A 19,972-nucleotide genomic window follows, 5' to 3' on the forward strand; every position below is an offset into this window, starting at 1 on the left:
GTAGAGCCGGCCGCTGGCCGGCTGCATGCTAGGTGCCCGATGCTGATGGGGTTGCCGGCCAGCGGCCGGCACTACCCGGTAGGTGCCAACCTGCATCTGGTGGGTGCGGACCTACATTTGGTGGGTGCGGACCGTTGGTCCGCACGATCCCTCAGCGCAACGCGCCCAACCACGCCCCACACGCTTCGCTCGGGCTCTGCTTGGCCTTCACCGCCAGCCCGCTCACCCGCACGAAGGTCTGCGCGGCCTGCGCGACCACCTGGCGTGCGATCAGCGCCGCCTGCTTGGTCGCGGCCTGCTGCTTGCGCAGCTGCACGATGTTGATCGAAGGCCGGCCCACCGGCGCGTACTTCTGGTCGCGGCGCAGCACATCGGCCACCTGCGTCACTTCGAATTCGGCCTGCAGGTAGCGGTGTTGTGCTTCCACCAGCTCACGCAGCGGTACGCGCAGGGCAGCGGTGTCGGCGAAGGCGGCCAGTGCCGCGTCGCAGGCGGCGTCATCGGCAAAGCGGGTACGCAGCGCATCCACGCTGGCCAGGGTCAGTTTGGCCATGTGGCCCTCGTTGCTGCAGGAAAGGAGCGCGATTGTCGCATTGCTTGGCGTGCTCCGGGCCGGGAGGCTTTCGCTTTGGTAGAGTCGACTGTCAGTCGACTGCTCTTGGCGCGATGCCGGAAACCTCCGCGCTGCGCGCGATAGTCGACTGACAGTCGACTCTACCTGGCTGGCATTTCAGGCGCAGCCGCATCCACGGAAGGAAGACCCATGCAGGACACGCAGTACTGGTTGAACGAATTCTGGACGGGCCTGAGCGTGCTCGATCTGCTGGGTGGCAGCGTGCTCGGCACGTTGCTTGGCCTGGTGCTGGGCATCTTCGCCTGGCGCTGGCTGCACCGCCGCGGTTGGTTGCAGCGGCGCAAGCGCTGGCATCACTGGCTGCTGGCCAGCTACGTGGTGCTGCTGCCGCTGGCCACCGCCTTCTTCGGCCTGCAGCTGGGCTTTACTGCTGGCGCGCACCGCGCGCTGTTCAAGCAGCTGGACCATTTCCGGCCGCACCTGCAGACCCTGGTGGAAGGCTGGAGCGAAGGCTTCACCGATTCGCTGGACGACCCGCGCATGCGCGAGGCATTGCGCAGCCAGGGCACGGTGGGGGATGTGGCCGATACCATCGCTTCGGCCTACCTCAGCGAACATCCGTTGCCCGGTCTTGATCGTCTTGGCAACGGCCCGTTGGCGCGCGGCACCGGTTGGGTGATCGGCAAAGTGCGCGAAGGCCTGCTGCGCGGCATGGTGGAAGACACGCTGGTGGACAAGGCCGGCACGCTCGGTCTGGAGCCCAAGGTCGTGCGCGAGGCGCTGACCATGCATGTGGATGAGCTGCTGCACACCCGTGGCGTGCTGCGGCTGGTGAAGGCGCAGATCAACGGCATAATGCCCGGTGTGTACTTCGGGCTGCTGTTGCCGTTGCTGATCATCGCGCTGCTGGTGGCGCTGGAGATCTGGGCCGCGCAGCGGTTCGGGTGGACGCGGCAGGTGGCATCCAACGCGGTAGTGCCGGCCGCTGGCCGGCAACTGCAGGTTCCTGCCGAAGGTTCATGAGGTTGCCGGCCAGCGGCCGGCACTACCTGTTGCAGGGCGGGCGGACCAACGGTCCGCATCCGCCATCTCTTCGATCAATCGCCGTCGGTTTCGTCCGGGTGGGCCTTCCAGTAGCCGGTCGAGCGGATCCAGTCGCGCGGCACGCCCAGGTGGCCTTCGATGAACTTGCGCATCATCCGGGCGCGGCGCGATTCGGTGGCGATCCAGTAGAAGACATCGCCTTCCGGCGCTTCGAAGTCGGTCAGCATGTCTTCCAGCAGCGTGCTGCTGGCCGCCGGAAAGCCATTGCGCTCCAGCCAGTGGATACGCACGTTCTCGTACTGCGGCAGGTCCTGGCGTTCGGCTTCATCGCTCACTTCGATGAAGGCCTGCACCTCGGCATCCTCCGGCAGCACGTCCAGCCAGCGGGCGATGGCCGGCAGCGCGGTTTCATCGCCAATCAGCACATAGGCGTCGTAGCTGTCGGCCACCACGAACGAGCCGCGCGGGCCGCCGATCACCAGCGTGTCGCCAGCCTTGGCCTGCTCGGCCCACGGCCCGGCAATGCCCTGGTCGTGCAGCACGAAGTCGATGGCCAGCTCGCCGGTCTCGTGGTCCCACCAGCGCGGGGTGTAGTCGCGGGCCGGTGAGGGCTCCTTGCCGGCCGGATAGCTGCGGCCTTCGGCAGTGACCACCGGCAGCACCATCTCGCCGCTGGCATTGGGGAAGAACAGCTTGATGTGGTCGTCGGCGCCGGGCGAATCGAAACCGGCCAGCTCGGCGCCGCCCAGCACGATGCGGCGCATGTGCGGGGTGACCTCTTCGGTGCGCAGCACGGTCAGTTCACGGAAGCGCACATCCAGGCGCAGGCGCGTGTTGTTGTGTTCGGTCATGGGGTTACCTGTAAAGGTGTCGCGCGGGGGCGCGCGGCGTAGGGGCGACCTGGCTGGAGTCAGTCTGGCTGGGTCGTTGAAAAGGATTGGCTCTCGCTACCGGCCGTACCGTTGAGCAGCGCGGACGCCCGCGTCAGCAGCGCCGCTACTTCTTCCGCCTCGCCCTCGGCCCAGCGGCCGTGGTGATGCACCAGCGCCCGCTTGAACTCGCGCAGGGCACCGGCCAGCGGCGGCGGCAGCGAGGCCTTGGTGATCTCGCGGGCACGGTCGAAGGCGCGCCGCTGCGCCAGGCGCACCTGGGTGCGCTGCACCTTCAGCTCGAACTCGCCGGCGGTGGTGATGCGGAAGATCCGCTTGCCGTCCACTTCCTCGGCCTCGATCCAACCGGCCTGCTCGAAGCTGGCCAGCAGCGGGTACATGGTGCCGGCGCTGGGCGTGTAGGCCTGCATGAACTGGTTGCTGATCAGCTGCATCAGCTCGTAGCCATGGCGCGGCTGCTCGCCGATCAGGGCCAGCACCAGCAGGCGCAGGTCGCCGCGGCTGAGCACCCGCGGCTGGCCGTTGCGGCGTGGCACTTCCGGATTGGTGGAACGGGCTCTGGGAGAAGCGGTACGGCTCATTTCGATATATCGGTAAACGAGTGTGCAAACGATATATCGATATATCGAAGCCGACAATCATCGATCCGGCCACAAGCAGGTCAGTTTTGGGCCACGGCCGGCCCCGCGCACAGCAAAAGGGGCGCCCCTTGCGAGGCGCCCCGGGCAACACTGTGGAAGGGAGTGAGGCAGGGCCAGACGGCGGACCGAAGCGGGCGAGGCCAACACTCGAGGCCTACCCTGAGGGCAGGGCGGGGGGCTATCCAGAGGCAGGTGCGACACGTTGTCGCCCGTTCAGCGCCAGCACGCGGAGCCGATACAGGTGGGCATGGCGCTGCCCTACAACCGTCATCGGCAGCGGTAACACTGCGTCCTGCACATGGGCGCAGCGGCCCGCAAGCGACAGCGCGCGCAGCCAACAAGGCCCGCCGCAGGGCCTTCAGCGGGCCCGGCAAGCCCCTTGCGGACACTGGCCGGTTGCATCCATACGCCTGCGTAGCCAAGTGACGAAAGCCCTTGGTGCGCTACACTTTGCGGTCTAGAAATCTATACAACAGTCGCGCGCGTGCGTGCGGTTATGGGAGCGCTAATGAACTGGTTGAACGAGGTGCTGAACAACGACCCGAATCCTGTGGAAACCCAGGAGTGGATCGAGTCGTTGAAGGCCGTTATTGATGTCGAGGGCTCTGAGCGCGCGCATCAGCTGCTGGAAGGCATGGTGGAACTGACCCGTCGTTCGGGCGCCTACCTGCCGTTCTCTCCCACCACCGAGTACGTCAACACCATCGAGCCGCAGCTCGAGGCCAAGAGCCCGGGCAATGCCGAGCTGGAATGGCGCATCCGTTCGATCATCCGCTGGAACGCGATGGCCACCGTGGTGCGTGCCAACCGCAAGCCGGGTGACCTGGGCGGCCACATCGCCTCGTTCGCCTCCGGCGCCACCCTGTACGACGTGGGCTTCAACCACTTCTGGCGCGCCCCGAGCGAAAACCACCCGGGCGACCTGCTGTTCATCCAGGGCCACAGCGCCCCCGGCATCTACGCGCGTTCCTTCCTGGAAGGCCGCATCAGTGAAGAGCAGCTGGACAAGTTCCGCATGGAAGTGGACGGCGGTGGCCTGTCCTCGTACCCGCACCCGTGGCTGATGCCGGAGTACTGGCAGACCCCGACCGTGTCGATGGGCCTGGGCCCGCTGGCCGCCATCTACCAGGCGCAGTTCATGCGCTACCTGGAAAACCGTGGCCTGATCGAGAAGTCCGACCGCAAGGTGTGGTGCTTCATCGGCGACGGCGAGAGCGACGAGCCGGAAACCCTGGGTGCCATCGCCCTGGCCGGCCGTGAAGGCCTGGACAACCTGATCTTCGTGGTGAACTGCAACCTGCAGCGCCTGGACGGCCCGGTGCGCGGCAACGGCAAGATCATCCAGGAACTGGAAGGCGTGTTCCGTGGCGGCGGCTGGAACGTGATCAAGCTGCTGTGGGGCGGTTACTGGGATGCCCTGCTGGCCAAGGACAGCGACGGCGTCCTGAAGAAGCTGATGATGGAAACCGTCGACGGCGAATACCAGAACTGCAAGGCCTTCGGCGGCGCGTATACCCGCGAGCATTTCTTCGGCAAGTACCCGGAAACCGCTGCGATGGTGGCCGGCCTGAGCGACGACGACATCTGGCGCCTGAACCGTGGTGGCCACGACCCGCACAAGGTGTACGCCGCCTACCACCAGGCTGTGAACACCAAGGGCATGCCGACCGTCATCCTGGCCAAGACCGTGAAGGGTTACGGCATGGGCAGCGCCGGTGAAGCGCTGAACCCGACCCACCAGACCAAGAAGCTGGACGACGAAGCGGTGCGCCACTTCCGCGACCGCTTCAACATTCCGGTGACCGACGCGCAGCTGGCCGACGGCCAGGTGCCGTTCTACCACCCGGGCCCGGATTCGCCGGAAGTGCAGTACCTGCAGGAACGCCGTGCCGCGCTGGGCGGTTACCTGCCGCAGCGCCGCCGCAAGGCCGACAAGACCTTCGTGGCACCGAAGCTGGAAAGCTACGAGCGCCTGCTGAAGAGCAGCGGCGAGCGCAGCTACTCCACCACCATGGCCTTCGTGCAGAGCCTGAACATCACCCTGCGCGACAAGGAACTGGGCCCGCACATCGTGCCGATCGTGGCCGACGAAGCCCGTACCTTCGGTATGGAAGGCCTGTTCCGCCAGATCGGCATCTACGCGCCGTTCGGCCAGAAGTACAAGCCGGTCGATGCCGACCAGCTGATGTTCTACCGCGAAGACCAGAGCGGCCAGGTGCTGCAGCAGGGCATCAGCGAGCCGGGTGCGATCAGCTCGTGGATGGCCGCCGGTACCAGCTACTCGGTCAGCAACGTGCCGATGCTGCCGTTCTACATCTACTACTCGATGTTCGGCTTCCAGCGCGTGGGCGACATCGCCTGGCAGGCCGCCGACATGCGTACCCGCGGCTTCCTGCTGGGTGGCACCGCCGGCCGCACCACGCTGAACGGTGAAGGCCTGCAGCACGAAGATGGCTTCAGCCATCTGGTGGCGGGTGGCATCCCGAACGTGCGCAGCTACGACCCGACCTTCGGCTTCGAAGTGACCGTGGTGCTGCAGCACGGCACCAAGCGCATGATGGAAGACCAGGTGGACGAGTATTACTACGTCACCCTGATGAACGAGAACTACACCCACCCGGAAATGCCGGAAGGCGCAGCCGAAGGCATCGTCAAGGGCATGTACCTGCTGACCGACGCCGGCAAGCCGAAGAAGGGCGAGCTGCGCGTGCAGCTGCTGGGTTCGGGCACCATCCTGCGCGAAGCCATTGCCGCGGCCGAGCTGCTGGACAAGGACTTCGGCGTGACCGCCGATATCTGGAGCTGCCCGAGCTTCAACGAACTGCGTCGCGATGGTTTCGACGTGGAACGAGCCAACCGCCTGCATCCGGAAGGTGAGCAGCGCAAGGCCTACGTGACCGAGCTGCTGGAAGGCCGCCAGGGCCCGGCGATTGCCGCCACCGACTACGTGCGTGCGTATGCGGACCAGATCCGCGCGTTCGTGCCGATGTCGTACACGGTGCTGGGTACGGATGGTTTCGGCCGTTCGGATACGCGTGCGAACCTGCGCCGGTTCTTTGAAGTGGACCGGTACTACATCGCCCATGCCGCGATTGCGGCGCTGGCGAAGGAAGGGAAGATGACCGCGAAGGACGTGGCCCGGGCGATCAAGCAGTACAAGATTGATCCGGAGAAGGCTAATCCTGTTGGGGTTTGATTAGCTCAAAGCTCGATGTAGAGAAGCGGCCCTAGGGCCGCTTCTTTTTTTTCAGAAATCGGGCATTCTTACTGTTAGCTTAGTGAATATTTTGGGCCGTGATTGTGCAGATAAACGGGAAACCTGAGACTCACGTCGCCGTAGTGAACGGAAAAGCTCATCTTCCTACGACTAGATACTATGGAAGCAAACGTCGACAGATCAATTGGCTTTCCAATCAGCTGTTGAAGTATGAATTTCATAGTGTGCTAGATGCCTTTGGTGGTACAGGTACTGTCTCGCTTCACCTGTCCAATCTGGGAAAGGAGGTTTTCTACCACGACTCATTCCATTTCAATTCAATCTCTGCAAGAGCGCTGCTTTCTCCTAATTCGCGTCTCATAAAGAGGGAAAGGTTGGAGGGCGTTATTTCAGCTGTACGTCCTCAAAGCGGTTTCATCGCTAAAAACTACGACGGAATTTTCTATCCAAAGTCCGAGAACCGGTGGTTGGATGGTGCGTTGCGTACTCTCGATGAGGCTAGACTAAGGAGAGATGATCAGAATGTTTTCCAGTACTGCCTTTTTCAGGCGTGCCTTCAGAAACGCCCCTACAATATGTTTCATCGCGCTAATCTGGGAATGAGAACGGCGAGAAACGTTTCGAGAAGTTTTGGAAACCTGACTACATGGGAGACGCCTTTTGAGGTGTTAATGCTCAGGGCATATGATGAGCTTGTTCTTGCGAGAGATAATTATTCTGGTCGTGGGCGAGTTTTAAAGCCAACTTCCGTCATGAGCATTAAGCCGAAATTCGATCTTGTGTACCTGGATCCGCCATATTTGCGTGAAAGAGCGCCTGAAACTTATTTGCGCAGATATCACTTCCTGGAGGGGCTGGCGAGAAGGGCGAGCTGGGCGGATTTGATCGATCGTGAGTCAGGGTGTAATTTCTTCAGGGAAGGCTATCTTTCTGAGGACTGGGAAAATCCTAAGACAATCGAGGTAATGCTTGATAAATTGATTGAGATCCATTCGGGGGCAACTGTAGCGTTGTCATATGTTGATAATGGCGTTCCAGATGTGAGTGCTCTTCGTAGAATATTCAGAAGGCATTTTTCTGAAACAAAAATATACAGAATGCCAGTGAGCTATGCGTTGTCGCGACGAAGCAATAGCGAGCTACTAATTATTGGAAGGAATCAATAGGTATGTGGGAGAAATATTTAAGAGTTAGAGCTCCGTTGCTTGTTCTCGTTTTCTATTTATTTCTCTCGCTGGGGTTGTTGATATGGCATTTGTGGTCGCCATTTGTAGGTAAATGGGAGCCGATAGTCACGGGAGTCATCGCTGGCGCCTTCATTGCAGTCCTTCAATTCTCATGGGACTGGCTCGATGCAAAGGGTGTAGCCAAGTTAAAGTCACTGAAAGTTTCAAATGTGCTAGTTACGCGAGATGAAGAGGAGTACTACCGTAGTAAAATTGAGGGGTCGAAAAAAAAAGATCGATTTGCTTGGCAGTACTGCATCTCGATTTCTTAGAGATTTCGCTGACGGCTCAACTAGCCGGGAAGACAAAAAGGTACTGTTGCGAGCACTCGATAGAAATGTTTCGGTAAGAATTCTGGTTGCTGAAGAGGAGTTTCTTCCGGATGAGGAGGCGAGATCCAAGGCGCAGCTTGCTAAGGTTCGAATGAAAGAGCTAAGCAAAAGATATGACTGTTTCAAGGTGCGTTATTATTCGCATTCTGCCGCGCACTCAGTATTTTTGGTCGATGACATCTGTATGGTAGGTCCTATTTTCGCCGATCGCATGAGTAAGGACACTCCTGCCATTGAAATGCTCGTCGAGAGTCCTTTAGTTGCCGTGTACCTCGAGCACTTTGAGGCGGAATGGAAAGGTGGGGTGTCGATTGGTGAAGATTGAGATTCCGGCCAGAATTCATATTGGCCTTATATCGCTCTCTGACAACGCAATAAGGAGAAACGGTGGCCTGGGGTTTTCGATCGCTGACTTCGGGACGAAAATGACAGTCGAGGCGGCCGCGTCTACTGAGGTCATCGATCTCCGCGATTCGCCGCTCTCCGCAGATGAAAGGGAAAAAGTACGGCGTCTGATCTGCGCCGCACTGGAGAAGGTGGCGAGCGGCGCTGCAGCAAAGATCGTTATTGAGCAGGACTCGATTGCTCCCCACATAGGGCTTGGCTCAGGTACTGCCACCATACTAGGCGGAATTGAAAGCGCAGCTCTGGTTAATGGAGTACCCCTGGATCGGGCAGCCCTACTTGCGCTATCAGGACGAGGGGGAGCCTCGGGCGTCGGTGTAAACACGTACTTTGATGGCGGCTACGTGTTTGATCTTGGCCACCGCCGAGGGAGCGGCTCATTCACATCTTCAGACTTCTCGTTCTGCAGTGAACAGCCTGTAGTTGGATGGAAAGGAGTGCTTCCAGATTGGGAGATTGGTCTCTGTATCCCTCATATCCCTGCGCCCTCACTCGACGACGAGAAACGGTTGTTCGAAGAAATCTGCCCGATCCCGATGTCCGAGTCAGCACTTGCGGCGTACTACGCGCTCTTTGGAGTACATGCTTCAGTAATTGAGAGGGATTACAGCGGTTTCGGGCAAGCCGTGGAGGAAATGCAAAAACTCGCTTGGAAAGGTGCCGAGTGGGCTCTTCATGGGGGTGAACTTAGACAAGTCCGTGCCATCCTTCGGTCGTCAGGTGCACACGCGGTTGGTATGAGTAGCTTAGGGCCAAGCTTGTACTTCATGTCGGACAACATCGCGGCGACCATGAGGCGAGCGGAGAGTCTGCTGCCGACGGCGTCTCTAGCGGCGGTCTATCCGAGCCGACTTGGGAGAGTTATAAGTGACTGAGCTTTGGTTTCTTACTACAAATGCCATTAAGCTCGCAAACTTTAGAGCTCTAGCCAGAGGTACTGGCCTTTCGATACACAGCTTTCATGAAAGAACATTTCTCGCAAGTTACTATGAGCCACGGCTAGACGATCGCCAGGAGATCCTTCGGCTTAGCTATGAGAGTGCTCTCTTTCAATGGAATCGTGCCGGTTTAGACTTGGAGTCATTCTTCTTCATTGAAGATACCTCAGTGATAATTCATGCGTTAAGCGGTGATCGAGAGGTCCCTGGGGTCGATGTCAAGTACTGGATGAGGGATATGGACTTTCCGACACTAGACGAGCTGCTTAGGGCTCGTGGAAATGACCGCGCGGTAACGGTCAGGTCGGATATAATTCTTCACTTGCCCCCCAGCATTCAAAAATGGTTTCGTTCTGATAGTGGATATATTCAGTTTACGGGGGAGACAAGCGGTCATATTACTGATGTTGAGCACGCTCTAGGCCAGAACCCCCTCCGGCCATGGCAGGACTCCAAGAGCTTTAATAAGTGGTTTGTACCGAACGGATGCGAGGTTCCATTCAGTGCGTTGGATCCGGACAGTGCCGATCGGGCTGACTTTAGGCGGCGTGCATTTGAAGGGCTTATTTCATTCCTATCGGATATTGGGATACGTTCCACAAATTCGTCTCCTCCTCAGCGGCAGATGCAGATGCCCGGATTGCCGCCGGGCTCGCCACTTCTAGTCATTTGTGGTCTTAGCGGTTCTGGAAAAACTACCATCGCAGAGTATCTCGTTAATAGGGCGGGATATATGCACTTTGAGGCGAGCGATTTCATGCGCTGCGAGTACTACGAGCGCCTGGGTCGTTCTCCTTCTGTTCGCTTGTCAGACTTCGCTATTCAAGTGCTTGACTCTGAGCCTTGGATAATTCCAGAGAAAATAATGTCAGCCATGGAGGGTTTTGGTGATTTCCCGATGGTAATTACCGGATTCCGCTCCGAGAGAGAGGTTGAGCACCTTCTTGCAAACTATGAAGGTCGCGGTGGTGTTGAGGTCGTTGTGGTGGATGCCAGGCAGAATCTAAGGTACGCACGCATTCGCAAGCGAGGTCGACGAGACGCGCCAGAGTCATTGCGAGATCTGCGCTCTAAGGATCAAGAGCAGCTCAGGATGGGTGTTTCGAGGATACGCAAGAATTGGCCAAAAATAATTAAGAACAATGGAAGCATTTCTGAGCTAAGGCGAAACGTTCGCCATATTGTTCCAACTCAAAAGCCAGAAAAATGGCGTAAAGCAATGCGTATTGCAACGAATGAGCTGGAGCGCTCGCTGATTCGAGCGATGGGTTCAATTAGTAGTGCGGACGGGCTGACGACAACTCGGATTGCAGATCTGGTTAACCGATTGTCGATTCGCGATTTTGACACCCATAAGGACAACGTAAGCAGATACTTCAATCAGCGCTTTAGTCCTTATTTTACTTTCAAATTGATAGCTGGTAGGGGGCACTACTCGTTGTCGCAGACGGGGCGATCCTATTTGCTCGCTCTGAAGGCTAGTCCTCACGCTAGCCTAAAGCGAGCCCCTCCAGAGAAGAATGAAAGGCCTCAACTGAATTTGCCCTTCCCTCCTGCCAAACCTTAAAAAATGTAGCAAGCGCGTTCATATAAGTACCCAGCGAATCCATAGGGGGCTTAGGAAGTATTAAGCTATGAAACTATGAGGAATGCAGGTATCGATATCCATCGAGGTCCGCACACCTCGCGTTATGCTGGCTAGGTTGCATGCCAATCAAAGCGACTACGCTCGAAGCGGGAACGATGATTGTCACCAGCACTCATAGTTTCAAACGAAGTTGATCCCGCTGAAAAGAGGCAGTTGTAGGAGATGGGCCGCGTTGCCTCCTACTGTGGCTGGCAAGAACGTGCTGATTGCGACATGGATAGATACCATCCGTCTCGGAGGCCAATAGGCCTCATCAATCAGTTGAGACGGGGGAAGCAAGGTAGAAGTAGACGTTTGATAGGGCTGTTAAGGCGGGTTACCTGTGGTCTTCGAAGACCAACGTGAAGGGCGACGCGAATCCCTTCTATGAGCACATGACTCAAGTACAGTCAGGTGATGTGGTCTTTGCGTTTGCCAACACCCGCATTCAGGCCATCGCGATTGTCAACGGTGCGTACTACGCGAAAGATCGCCCCGAGGACTTCAAGGCGACGGACAACAAGTGGCGCAACGATGGTTGGGCCGTTCCGGTCGACTATCACCTAGTGGACGCGCCACTGAAGGTGAGCGACCACATGGGGAAGATCGGGAGTCTCCTCCCTACGAAGCACTCACCGCTGAAGGTTGATGGCAAGGCCAATCAGGCTTACTTTTTCCCAGTGCCCGACGCGATGGCTGCCGAACTACTAGAGCTGCTCAAGTCGATCCGGAAGATTTGGGCTAGTGGCGAGACGAAGGCCCGGTCAAGGAACTCGAGGAAGAAAAGCGCACTAGCGAGACCGAGAAGTCCCAGCTCATCAAGGCAGGAAAGGGCCAGGGCATCTATCGAAGGAACGTGAGCGCTATAGAAAGATATTGCCGCGTTACCGGTGCAAGCGATGCTGATTTCCTGATCGCTGGTCACATTAAGCCGTGGGCGAAGAGTGATAATCGCGAGCGCCTAGATGGAAGTAATGGACTTCTGCTGGCGCCCATATCGACCGGCTGTTCGACCGGGGGTACATCTCTTTTGAGGGTGATGGTGGTCTGATTCTGAGCAGGGAGCTGCCGGAGGCAGTACGGTTGCAGTGGGAGGTGACTCAGAACACCTCGCCCGTTCCGTTCTCGGCAGTGCAGGTCGAGTACCTGAACTATCATCGGACCGTACTGCTGCGTAAGTAGGCAGGAATTACCGGCTGCAGGCGTCTCCGATGTGGAGATGCCTTGCGCAACCCGCAGAGGTGAATTTCTACCGCTGGTCGCTGGCGTTCCAGAGCTCGACTACTTCGTGGGGCGGAAGGAAAAGCCAGCTTCAGCAACGCTCGATGGGCAAAGCCGTCACCTGCTACGACACAAGAATGCCGCATGTCGTCGATGGGGCAGGTGAGGAGCCGAATGATGTGATTTGTAGGCATCAGTTGGACTGAGCGACTACTCCGGCACAATCCGTCTATTCCAATGCGACAGCACCGGTTCGACACAGGGGACATCAATTTCCCTGCCCCCATACAGCACAATCACAAGCTGCTCCAACGAGTTGTCCACCAGCATCACGGGTGCACCGTGACAGCTGACCTCGAAGTACCTCTCTCCCGCGTACCGCGCGTGCTGTACCAGGCCCTCGCGCACAAGTCGAACGGCTTCCTCGCGCATGACAGAAAATTCAGCGTCGGACACCTTCCGAAACGTCCGCAGTTCCAAGCCAGCTTTGGGTACATGACAGCTGGCGATCGTCGCAGATAGCGCCGCCAGCAGGGCGGCACCACAGATCACAGGTCTCATTGGACGCTCTGCAGAGAGGGAATGAACTAGAAGGCGAATGGACCGCCGATAACACGTGGATGACCAGCAACCACGCGGCAGATGGCCAGACTCAACTGCACTACTCTCGCACGTGCAACCGCTCAGCCACCTGCGCAGTCAACGCTACACAAGCCATCTTCAACCCTTCCATCACCCGATCCCCCAGATACTCCTCGGGCGCGCCATTCTGCCGAGTCCGCTCCGCAGCCAGCATCAGCTCCGCCACCACACGCAGCCCCGCCAACGCGCAATCCGCATCCGCCAGCTGAAGGCAACGCCCAGGCAGTTGATGCCGCTCCGGCCAAGGCTGGCCGTCCGCAGCCGCGCCGGTGCCGATGCGGTGCAGCGTGGCGACGAAGGCGTTGGGATCGACGGACGGTTCGCGCTCGGGTTCGGCGTTGTCCGGATCGTACTGCGCGTGCAGGGAACGGAAGTCCGGTGTGTTCATGGCAATGCTCCGTACAGGACAGATAGCAGCGCCACCAGATAAAGGCGGCGGACGGTGCGTGTCTCGAAAACCGGTGAATACCCAAGCCGGCGGGCCCGAAGGCCCCCACGCACCGCCCGCCATGGAACGCGAACGGATTGCCAGCCGGCGCCATCCGAAGATGACGCCGACTGGCAAGCGCAAAGCACTGGGTATTCAGACGGGTTTTCGAGTCCCGCGCCACCCTTTTCCGGTGGCACGCCAAGAGATACCCGTGCAGCGACCAAATGCCAAGAAAACCGCAGAACCGGCGATTGCCAGTCCTGACGCTTTCGGCATTGTCGCACACGGTGTTAAGCCGGCAAGGGATTGTGCTGCAACGCTCTTGAAGGGCTTGGCGCTATTGGCTCTAAGCGCAGGAATACCCGCAGCCAAGGCGATGACCTGGGGCCAATCGCGACAGATTGGACCGACGGTTCAGCCGGGCGGCGCCTCGGCCGTAGGCACGAAGGTCAGACGGACCCGAACCCGCGCATGCAGCGCGACGCCCTCAACCACGACCGGATCAAAGCGCCACTGGTCCACTGCGGTAAAGGCCGCACGATCAAGCTCCCGCAGCCCGCTGGACCGCGCCACCATCACGTTGGAAACGTGGCCCAGCTCATCCAGTTGAGCAACCAGCAGCACCGCCATGGGAGCCTGCAGGAAGGTATCGGGCGGCGTGGCGTGGGGCGTTGAATACACAACGGTGGGCGCCTGCTGCAGCTTGAAGGTGGGGTTGTCGCCGGCCTCTACGAATACTTCGGTGGAAACCTGCGGGTCTGCCGCCATGGCCATGGCAGGTGTAGCGCCCAGCAGCATCAGGGCGAGGTTCAGTGCCAGGGCGGTGTTCAAACGGGGCATACGTGGTTTCCATTCCGGTGCGCTGCCAGCATAGCGGCCATCCCCTGGCATCGCTTGCCTTGAATGCCGGCATGCGGGACTGCTGCGCGGATTACATAGGCGCGCCCGGCCGTGGCCATAGTGCATCGTCGCGCTCCAGGTCGTAGTCGCTGCCGAACGTCAACGCCGCCTCGCGCGGCGGCAGGTCTGCGTAGCAGCCCAGCAGGTACTCATCCATGCCGGCATCGCTATGGTCGATGGCGAACAGGTGGATGAGCTCCTTGTCGAAGGCTTCCAGCCATGTGGGGTCGATCTTGGTCATGGTCATCCTCCAGTGGGGGAAGGGAAGATGGCTTAGGGCTGTCTCAGCGACTGTGACGGTGCGGCCCCGCCCAACTTTGGCGGGGCCGCATCCGCTTCGCTTTCGGCCGTTGATCAACTCGTATGGCAAGCTGCAGCGCAAGTGGCACAGCCATTCGACTGCCGGTACCACCTCTGGGCTTCAGCCACGGCCGTCCTGCAGCTGGTGTGCAAGCCCAGGTCCTGCGTGGACTGGGCGCGAGCAAGCCAATAGCATCCCTGTTTATGCACCTCATGGTCTCCATTGGCCTGCGGCGTTCTGTTCACAAAGTAGCGGTCCATTTACTACCCCCTATGCGTGTACGTAAGCGCACCATTGCGCGTGGTCGACTTTGATCACTCCCAGTCGCAGGAGCCGCGACGCAGCGAACTTCGTCGCAGAATCATCTGCGGCCGGGGTGTATAAGTACGGGCGAAGGCGCCTTCAACGGCTGCGATGAGCCTTGGAAGAGGAAAAGCGATGTTTCGACAAGGAAGATGGTTGGTCTGCCTGGCCCTGGTACTGTCGGGTTCCCTGCTGAGCGGCTGCCAAGCCAGCTCGGAGGCGGCACCCGGGCCGCGCGCTCCGGTAGAGAACGGGACCCTGGTGCCCTTCGTCAGGCCGCTGCCGCTGGTAGCGATGACCACACCCATGGTGGTCGAGTTCACCCTACCGTCCCCAGGGGAAAGCTCCTCGCAAACCTTGTTTCTTGGAATTCGGGTGAGTGGAGAAGACGGGCTGCAATCACTGAATGCGGGCCGTGAGGTCCGCAGTACGGGCCTGCCCGCCGAGGTGAAACTGGAGCGGCTGGAGGCCCAGCAGCGCATTCCTGTTCCGTTGGTGAGGGTGGAGTCGGTGGCAGGAACGCCCGCGCGGATTGAGCCCATAGGACCCACGGGCCGGGTGGCAGGCGGGTGGTTGGATGACGTCGATCATCAGTCTCTGCAGTCAGCAGGATTGGAGGCGCCCGACAGCCACCACACACAACTGGCCCTCGCTTGGGCTCAGGAACTGCAGCCTGGCAACTACAGGCTGAGCATGCAGATACTGAAGCCTGATGATCGATTGGCGGCCACACAAGCCGAGTTGCTGGTGGCCTACGTAAACAAGTCGAAGTAGGAGTGCGTCATGGACGACAAGTACACAGTCACAATCTTCGTTGCCGCTCCTGGCACGCCGCTGCTGGCGGGAGGGACATCCAGCGCCGGCCACGTCTACTACAAAGTGGCGCATGGCAAGGACGAGGTGAGTTTTGGCTTCGCACCCATCGAGCATGGCGTCGTCACTGGGCCCGGAATGGTCTACAACAATGACGCCGAGCAGTACAAAGACCCGTACTACACGCGGACGATGGAGATCAGCAAGCAGCAGTACGACAAGCTGGTGGAATTCGGCGCAAAGCCCGGCGAGCATGGATTCAATACCGAGTATCACGGTGTAGAGAACAGCTGTATCGACTACACGTGGGGCGCGCTGAATCACGCTGGGCTTCATCGAACCAACCTTCTCTTCATGCAAGACAAGAGCTTCGAAGGTGGCCTGAAACCGCTCAGCAATGTGGAGTACATCCGCAGCATCCGCGCGCCCTTCCCAGATAGCGCGCTGAATACCGAGCACTACAACAAAATGCCGGAGAGAACGCTGATGCAGCGAATCATCAGCGATGAGCAACTGCCGCGCGGCGATCGAGATATGCTCGATTCCATCCGCAGGGGAGTGGCGGGCATCGATGAGGTGCATGGCCGTTCCTACGATGGGACCAGCGAGCGGATCTCAGCGGGGTTGTTGGCTACGGCCAAGGAGAGCGGGCTGGAGCATGTCGACCATGTGGTATTGGGTAATTCTCCAAGCGATGGTTCGGCGCAGCTACTGTTCGTCGTGCAGGGGGAGCTCAACGATCCCGCCCATGTGCGAGCTTCGATGACGGCGGAGGAGGCTGCGCGAACGCCGGTGGAGCAGTCATTCGCCAAAGTCGAGCAGATTTCGCAGGCCCAGCAGGAGCGCGCCTCGTTGGCGCCGCAGGAGCCGACCCTGGAACAAACCCGGGCGCCGCTGCAGATGGGCTGACTTCCAGCGACTGCACGGCAGATCACAGTTTCGAGCGCCTCGGCCTCGAAACTGCTTTCATCTCCACCTGCCCCCATCCCACCTATGCCATCATCCAGCCAGGACCGCAGCACCCATCAAGGCTGAACAGGCATGGAGCAGGCAACACGCTACACGGCAACGCTGTACCTGGCCGCCCCCGGCACCCCGCTTAAGAGCGGGGGCATCTCGCCGCGCGGCCATATGTACCTTCAGGTGGCCGCTGGCGACGAAGCCCACAGCTACGGCTTCGCACCACCGCGCCAGGCGCCGGACGAAACCCGCACCGGCGTGCAGTACGCGCAGGTGCGCCACGATGATGCCGACGAGCATCTGGACCCGTACTACAGCCGCACCCTGGAAATCACCGAGGAGCACTACGGCTGCCTGCGTGATTTCGCCGAGGAACCGGCCGAGTTCGAATTCGATGTGGATCGCCCGGCCACCATCAACCGTTGCAGCGATTTCGTCTGGGCGGCGCTGCACTACGCCGGCCTGCATCCGCTGCCGGCGCCGCTGGACGGCGGCAGCAACCTGGGCGAGTTCGCGGTGTTGTTCAACCTGCCGGAAATCCAGTGCATTGCCGCGCCGTTCCCGGGCAGCGACCTGAATACCGAAACCCACCATGCGATGCCCGAGCGCGAGGCCGAACACCATCGCCAGGGCGACCGTGCGAGCGATGAGCCGCCGCCGACGCCGATCGAAGTGGCCGGCACGCTGCTGGACCCTTCGCATCCAGACCATCGCCTGTTCGCGCAGCTGATCCAGAAAGTGGCCGAGCTGGACGCCGCGCATGGCCGCCCGTTCGATGCCGCCAGCCAGCGCATCAGCGCCAGCCTGCTGGTGCTGGCCAAGCAGAACAATCTCTCGCGCGTGGACCACGTGCTGCTCAGCCAGCCGACGAAGAGCAGCCATGCGGCGGAGAGCATCTTCATCGTGCAGGGCGACCGCAACGACCCGGGGCACCGTCGCGCCAGCATTGCCACCGAAGTGGCGGCCAAGACCGATGTGGCCGATTCGCTGCGCTTGAAGGAGCAGTAATCAGCGCGCCTGCCATACGCGCGTCGGCGCACGCCACGCCCCCCACCTGCTACCATTCCCCCGCAACCCCAGCCAGCCCACCCGCGCAGACAGATGCAGGTCGGGCCGTCGCAGTACGGCCCAGCGAGCCAGGACACCTTCCCGTGCCCATTCAAGGACGCTCGCATGTTCCGTAATCCTCTTTTCCGCTCGGCCGCCCTGGCCGTTGCCGTTTCGCTCAGCCTCGGCGTGCCCTCCGCGTTCGCCGACAACGCACCCTCCGCCAGTGCCACCGCCGCAGTGCAGCGCCAGGCGGTGGCCAAGGGCCTGTACGAGCTGGCCTACAGCCCGAAGCAGAACGCCGTGTTCGTGGCCTCGTCCGGTGGCTTCGGCGATGACGCCGGCCCGGCCCAGGTGCTGCGCCTGAATCCGACTACGCTGGCCGTGGAAACCCGCATTCCGCTGGAGCGCAAAGCGTTCGGCGTGGTGCTGGATGACGCCCACAACCGCTTGTACGTGGGCAACACCGTGGACCTGTCGGTGACCGTGGTCGACACCGCGCAGAACAAGGCCGTGGGCACCATCCAGCTGATGGAGAAGAAGACCGGCAAGGACGGCAAGGCCGCCTACACCCACGACCTGCGCGAGCTGGTGGTCGACAGCGCGGCCAACCGCCTGTACGTGACCGGCCACAGCAGCCAGCCGGACGTGAGCAGCGTGCTGTTCGTGATCGATACCACCACGCTGAAGGTGATCAACACCATCGATGGCCTGGGCAATGCCAAGGCACCGGGCCTGGCGCTGGATGCGGCCAACAAGCGCGTCTACACCAGTAACCTGCTGGCCGACCTGGTGGTGGTGGGCACCGATTCGAACAAGGTGGTGGCGCAGCACAAGATCGCCGCCGAGCAGCCGATGAACATCGCGCTGGACCCGGCCGGCAAGCGCCTGTTCGTGACCGATCAGGGCTCGGAATTCCTGCGTGGCTACCAGGCCAAGAGCAGCGGCCTGGTCAGCAAGCATCCGGGCCAGCGCGTGCTGGTGCTCGACCGCAGCACTGGCAAGGAACTGGCCAGCATCCCGACCGATGCCGGCCCGCTGGGCATCCTGCTGGATGCGCCGCGCAAGCGCCTGTACGTGACCAACCGCGAAGCCGGCACGGTGACCGCCTACAACAGTGACAGCTACCAGAAGGTGGCCACCTACACGGTGCCGACCCACCCGAACAGCCTGGCGCTGGATGCGAAGAACAACGTGTTGTTCGTGAGCATCAAGAACGGCGAGAAGGACGACAAGGGCGCTGACGAGAGCGTGGCGCGGATTCAGCTGTAACGAGCAAGAGTCGGCCGCGCATGAGAGAAGCGCGGCCGACTCGTTGGGTTCTACGCAATACGATATCGATAGGCGAGAGCTTGCAGATTCGCATTTGAGATTTGCCACGGCTGCTGAATGTGCGCGGTCCCACCGGCGCAAACGGGTACGCCGTCGTGCGATTGCAATTGGATACCATGGACGACGAACAGGCCGTTGTTCGGATGATGCTTTAGGTGGTGCTGTACTTCGTTCTTGGTGAGCACGATGTCACCCAAACCGCCGGTGGTTCCCTTCACCTCAATGTAGTGAACCTGGCCTTCCTTTCTGATCTCTAGATCGTAAGGGGCCGTGGCACTCGTATCCTTGATTTCATATCCAGCGCTGCCGAAGTGCTCCTTGGCTAGTGCCATTGCCCGCAGCTCCACTGCACGGCGCTGAGGTTGCGTGAGCCCGAAGCCCTGTCCATTCTTCTTGAGACCCGAGGCGGTCTCTTCAATTGCTTCGACCACTGCAATGACGTCCGGCGAGGTTTGGCCACTGCGCTTCTGCGCTGGCTCGCCGTGATAGATGCTCCTCAGTAGGCGCGCCATCGTGAGCATATCGTCGCGCAGTTGCTCATCGGAAGGGACATCATCCTTTGCGTAGAAGTATGAGACTGCCGTCGTGCTTTCGTAGGCCTTGGCCAGGCGGTGCGCACCCAGCGCCATATTGGTGGTTAGGCGAGGATCCTGCGCGATCTCTTGCGCAAGGATCTCGACCGCCCATTTGGTTAGGCGTTGTGTCTCATCATGCGATCGGCCAACGAGCCGGCCGTCAACGTTCCTGGTAGAGGCGTGGGACAGCGCTAAATAGACCCCAGAACCATCCTCTGTGAACAACCAAACTACGTACCAGCCAACAGTGGCGGAAGGTGAGCGTTTTTGGGATGAGAAGCGAGCCCAGGGAACTCTGGCCTTTCGGGTAACCCCATCTTTCCCCTCTACCAGGAGGTCGCTTTGGCTAATGCCTACCGTGCTGCTGAGGCGCTCGCTGTCAATCCTGACAAGAGTGGGTAGCCGCTGCTTGATGATTTGTCCACGCGCCTGCATGGCATCTGTTGGTAGTGAACTGTACTGAGGCTGCAGTTCCATCACGTTCTGCAATTCGTCCCTGATACCCACGACGCCCCCTGCGCTCTTTTCGATAGGCGCAATTAATGCATGCAGGG

Annotated in this window: 19 protein-coding genes; 12 read left to right on the forward strand and 7 right to left on the reverse strand. The window is 60.1% G+C overall.

Features of this window, described 5'->3' with window-relative positions:
* Positions 1-151 precede the first annotated feature (151 nt).
* Positions 152-553: a hypothetical protein gene (locus ACZLIB_RS02135; RefSeq protein WP_478469027.1), complete on the reverse strand. Its 402-nt coding sequence runs from the start codon at positions 551-553 to the stop codon at positions 152-154.
* Between the two features lie 210 nt (positions 554-763).
* On the opposite strand from ACZLIB_RS02135, the gene ACZLIB_RS02140 reads away from it, so the two are divergent.
* Positions 764-1,597 carry a hypothetical protein gene (locus ACZLIB_RS02140; RefSeq protein WP_478469029.1) on the forward strand — a complete coding sequence of 278 codons (834 nt, stop codon included), beginning with the start codon at positions 764-766 and terminating at the stop codon, positions 1,595-1,597.
* Positions 1,598-1,671: 74 nt separating this feature from the next.
* On the opposite strand, the gene ACZLIB_RS02145 is transcribed toward ACZLIB_RS02140, so the two are convergent.
* Both ACZLIB_RS02145 and ACZLIB_RS02150 read right to left on the reverse strand, forming a co-directional pair.
* Positions 1,672-2,469: a siderophore-interacting protein gene (locus tag ACZLIB_RS02145; protein ID WP_132808963.1), complete on the reverse strand. Its 798-nt coding sequence runs from the start codon at positions 2,467-2,469 to the stop codon at positions 1,672-1,674.
* Between the two features lie 59 nt (positions 2,470-2,528).
* A complete protein-coding gene (locus tag ACZLIB_RS02150) occupies positions 2,529-3,089 on the reverse strand; it encodes a PadR family transcriptional regulator (protein ID WP_049399094.1) in 561 nt (186 codons plus the stop codon).
* A 568-nt stretch (positions 3,090-3,657) separates the two neighbouring features.
* Between ACZLIB_RS02150 and aceE the strand changes: the two genes are divergently transcribed.
* The 7 genes from aceE (at position 3,658) to ACZLIB_RS02185 (ending at position 11,945) form a co-directional block, all read left to right on the forward strand.
* The gene (aceE, locus tag ACZLIB_RS02155) at positions 3,658-6,345 is read left to right on the forward strand and encodes a pyruvate dehydrogenase (acetyl-transferring), homodimeric type (RefSeq protein WP_164225596.1); all 2,688 of its coding nucleotides are present in this window, start codon (positions 3,658-3,660) and stop codon (positions 6,343-6,345) included.
* A 224-nt stretch (positions 6,346-6,569) separates the two neighbouring features.
* Positions 6,570-7,532, forward strand: a complete 963-nt coding sequence (locus ACZLIB_RS02160; protein WP_478469031.1) for a hypothetical protein — start codon at positions 6,570-6,572, stop codon at positions 7,530-7,532.
* Positions 7,533-7,778: 246 nt separating this feature from the next.
* Positions 7,779-8,249, forward strand: coding sequence for a hypothetical protein (locus ACZLIB_RS02165; protein WP_478469033.1), 471 nt, complete (start codon positions 7,779-7,781; stop codon positions 8,247-8,249).
* Positions 8,239-9,204: a beta-ribofuranosylaminobenzene 5'-phosphate synthase family protein gene (locus ACZLIB_RS02170; RefSeq protein WP_478469034.1), complete on the forward strand. Its 966-nt coding sequence runs from the start codon at positions 8,239-8,241 to the stop codon at positions 9,202-9,204. The genes ACZLIB_RS02165 and ACZLIB_RS02170 overlap by 11 nt, the downstream gene beginning before the upstream one ends.
* Positions 9,197-10,834, forward strand: coding sequence for a non-canonical purine NTP pyrophosphatase (locus ACZLIB_RS02175; RefSeq protein ID WP_478469035.1), 1,638 nt, complete (start codon positions 9,197-9,199; stop codon positions 10,832-10,834). The genes ACZLIB_RS02170 and ACZLIB_RS02175 overlap by 8 nt, the downstream gene beginning before the upstream one ends.
* Positions 10,835-11,256: 422 nt before the next feature.
* On the forward strand, positions 11,257-11,754 hold the full coding sequence (locus tag ACZLIB_RS02180; RefSeq protein WP_478469036.1) for a hypothetical protein: 498 nt from the start codon (positions 11,257-11,259) through the stop codon (positions 11,752-11,754).
* Positions 11,751-11,945: an HNH endonuclease gene (locus ACZLIB_RS02185; RefSeq protein ID WP_478469038.1), complete on the forward strand. Its 195-nt coding sequence runs from the start codon at positions 11,751-11,753 to the stop codon at positions 11,943-11,945. The genes ACZLIB_RS02180 and ACZLIB_RS02185 overlap by 4 nt, the downstream gene beginning before the upstream one ends.
* A gap of 831 nt (positions 11,946-12,776) precedes the next feature.
* On the opposite strand, the gene ACZLIB_RS02190 is transcribed toward ACZLIB_RS02185, so the two are convergent.
* The 3 genes from ACZLIB_RS02190 to ACZLIB_RS02200 all read right to left on the reverse strand — a co-directional run bounded on the left by ACZLIB_RS02190 (position 12,777) and on the right by ACZLIB_RS02200 (position 14,328).
* Positions 12,777-13,145, reverse strand: coding sequence for a hypothetical protein (locus ACZLIB_RS02190; protein WP_478469040.1), 369 nt, complete (start codon positions 13,143-13,145; stop codon positions 12,777-12,779).
* A gap of 456 nt (positions 13,146-13,601) precedes the next feature.
* Entirely contained in the window at positions 13,602-14,027 is a 426-nt protein-coding gene (locus ACZLIB_RS02195) for a TonB family protein (RefSeq protein WP_478469041.1), read from the reverse strand.
* Positions 14,028-14,118: 91 nt separating this feature from the next.
* Entirely contained in the window at positions 14,119-14,328 is a 210-nt protein-coding gene (locus ACZLIB_RS02200) for a hypothetical protein (RefSeq protein ID WP_478469043.1), read from the reverse strand.
* 519 nt (positions 14,329-14,847) lie between these two features.
* Between ACZLIB_RS02200 and ACZLIB_RS02205 the strand changes: the two genes are divergently transcribed.
* The 4 genes from ACZLIB_RS02205 to ACZLIB_RS02220 all read left to right on the forward strand — a co-directional run bounded on the left by ACZLIB_RS02205 (position 14,848) and on the right by ACZLIB_RS02220 (position 18,783).
* Complete coding sequence (locus ACZLIB_RS02205) at positions 14,848-15,465, forward strand: hypothetical protein (protein WP_478469044.1); 618 nt, start codon at positions 14,848-14,850, stop codon at positions 15,463-15,465.
* A 9-nt stretch (positions 15,466-15,474) separates the two neighbouring features.
* Positions 15,475-16,413: an XVIPCD domain-containing protein gene (locus ACZLIB_RS02210; RefSeq protein ID WP_478469045.1), complete on the forward strand. Its 939-nt coding sequence runs from the start codon at positions 15,475-15,477 to the stop codon at positions 16,411-16,413.
* 132 nt (positions 16,414-16,545) lie between these two features.
* Positions 16,546-17,472 carry an XVIPCD domain-containing protein gene (locus ACZLIB_RS02215; RefSeq protein WP_478469047.1) on the forward strand — a complete coding sequence of 309 codons (927 nt, stop codon included), beginning with the start codon at positions 16,546-16,548 and terminating at the stop codon, positions 17,470-17,472.
* A gap of 165 nt (positions 17,473-17,637) precedes the next feature.
* The gene (locus ACZLIB_RS02220; protein ID WP_478469048.1) at positions 17,638-18,783 is read left to right on the forward strand and encodes a YncE family protein; all 1,146 of its coding nucleotides are present in this window, start codon (positions 17,638-17,640) and stop codon (positions 18,781-18,783) included.
* Between the two features lie 50 nt (positions 18,784-18,833).
* On the opposite strand, the gene ACZLIB_RS02225 is transcribed toward ACZLIB_RS02220, so the two are convergent.
* Complete coding sequence (locus tag ACZLIB_RS02225) at positions 18,834-19,895, reverse strand: MrcB family domain-containing protein (RefSeq protein ID WP_478469049.1); 1,062 nt, start codon at positions 19,893-19,895, stop codon at positions 18,834-18,836.
* Between the last annotated feature and the right edge of the window lie 77 nt (positions 19,896-19,972).

This window comes from Stenotrophomonas sp. 220_Sma (assembly GCF_056487375.1).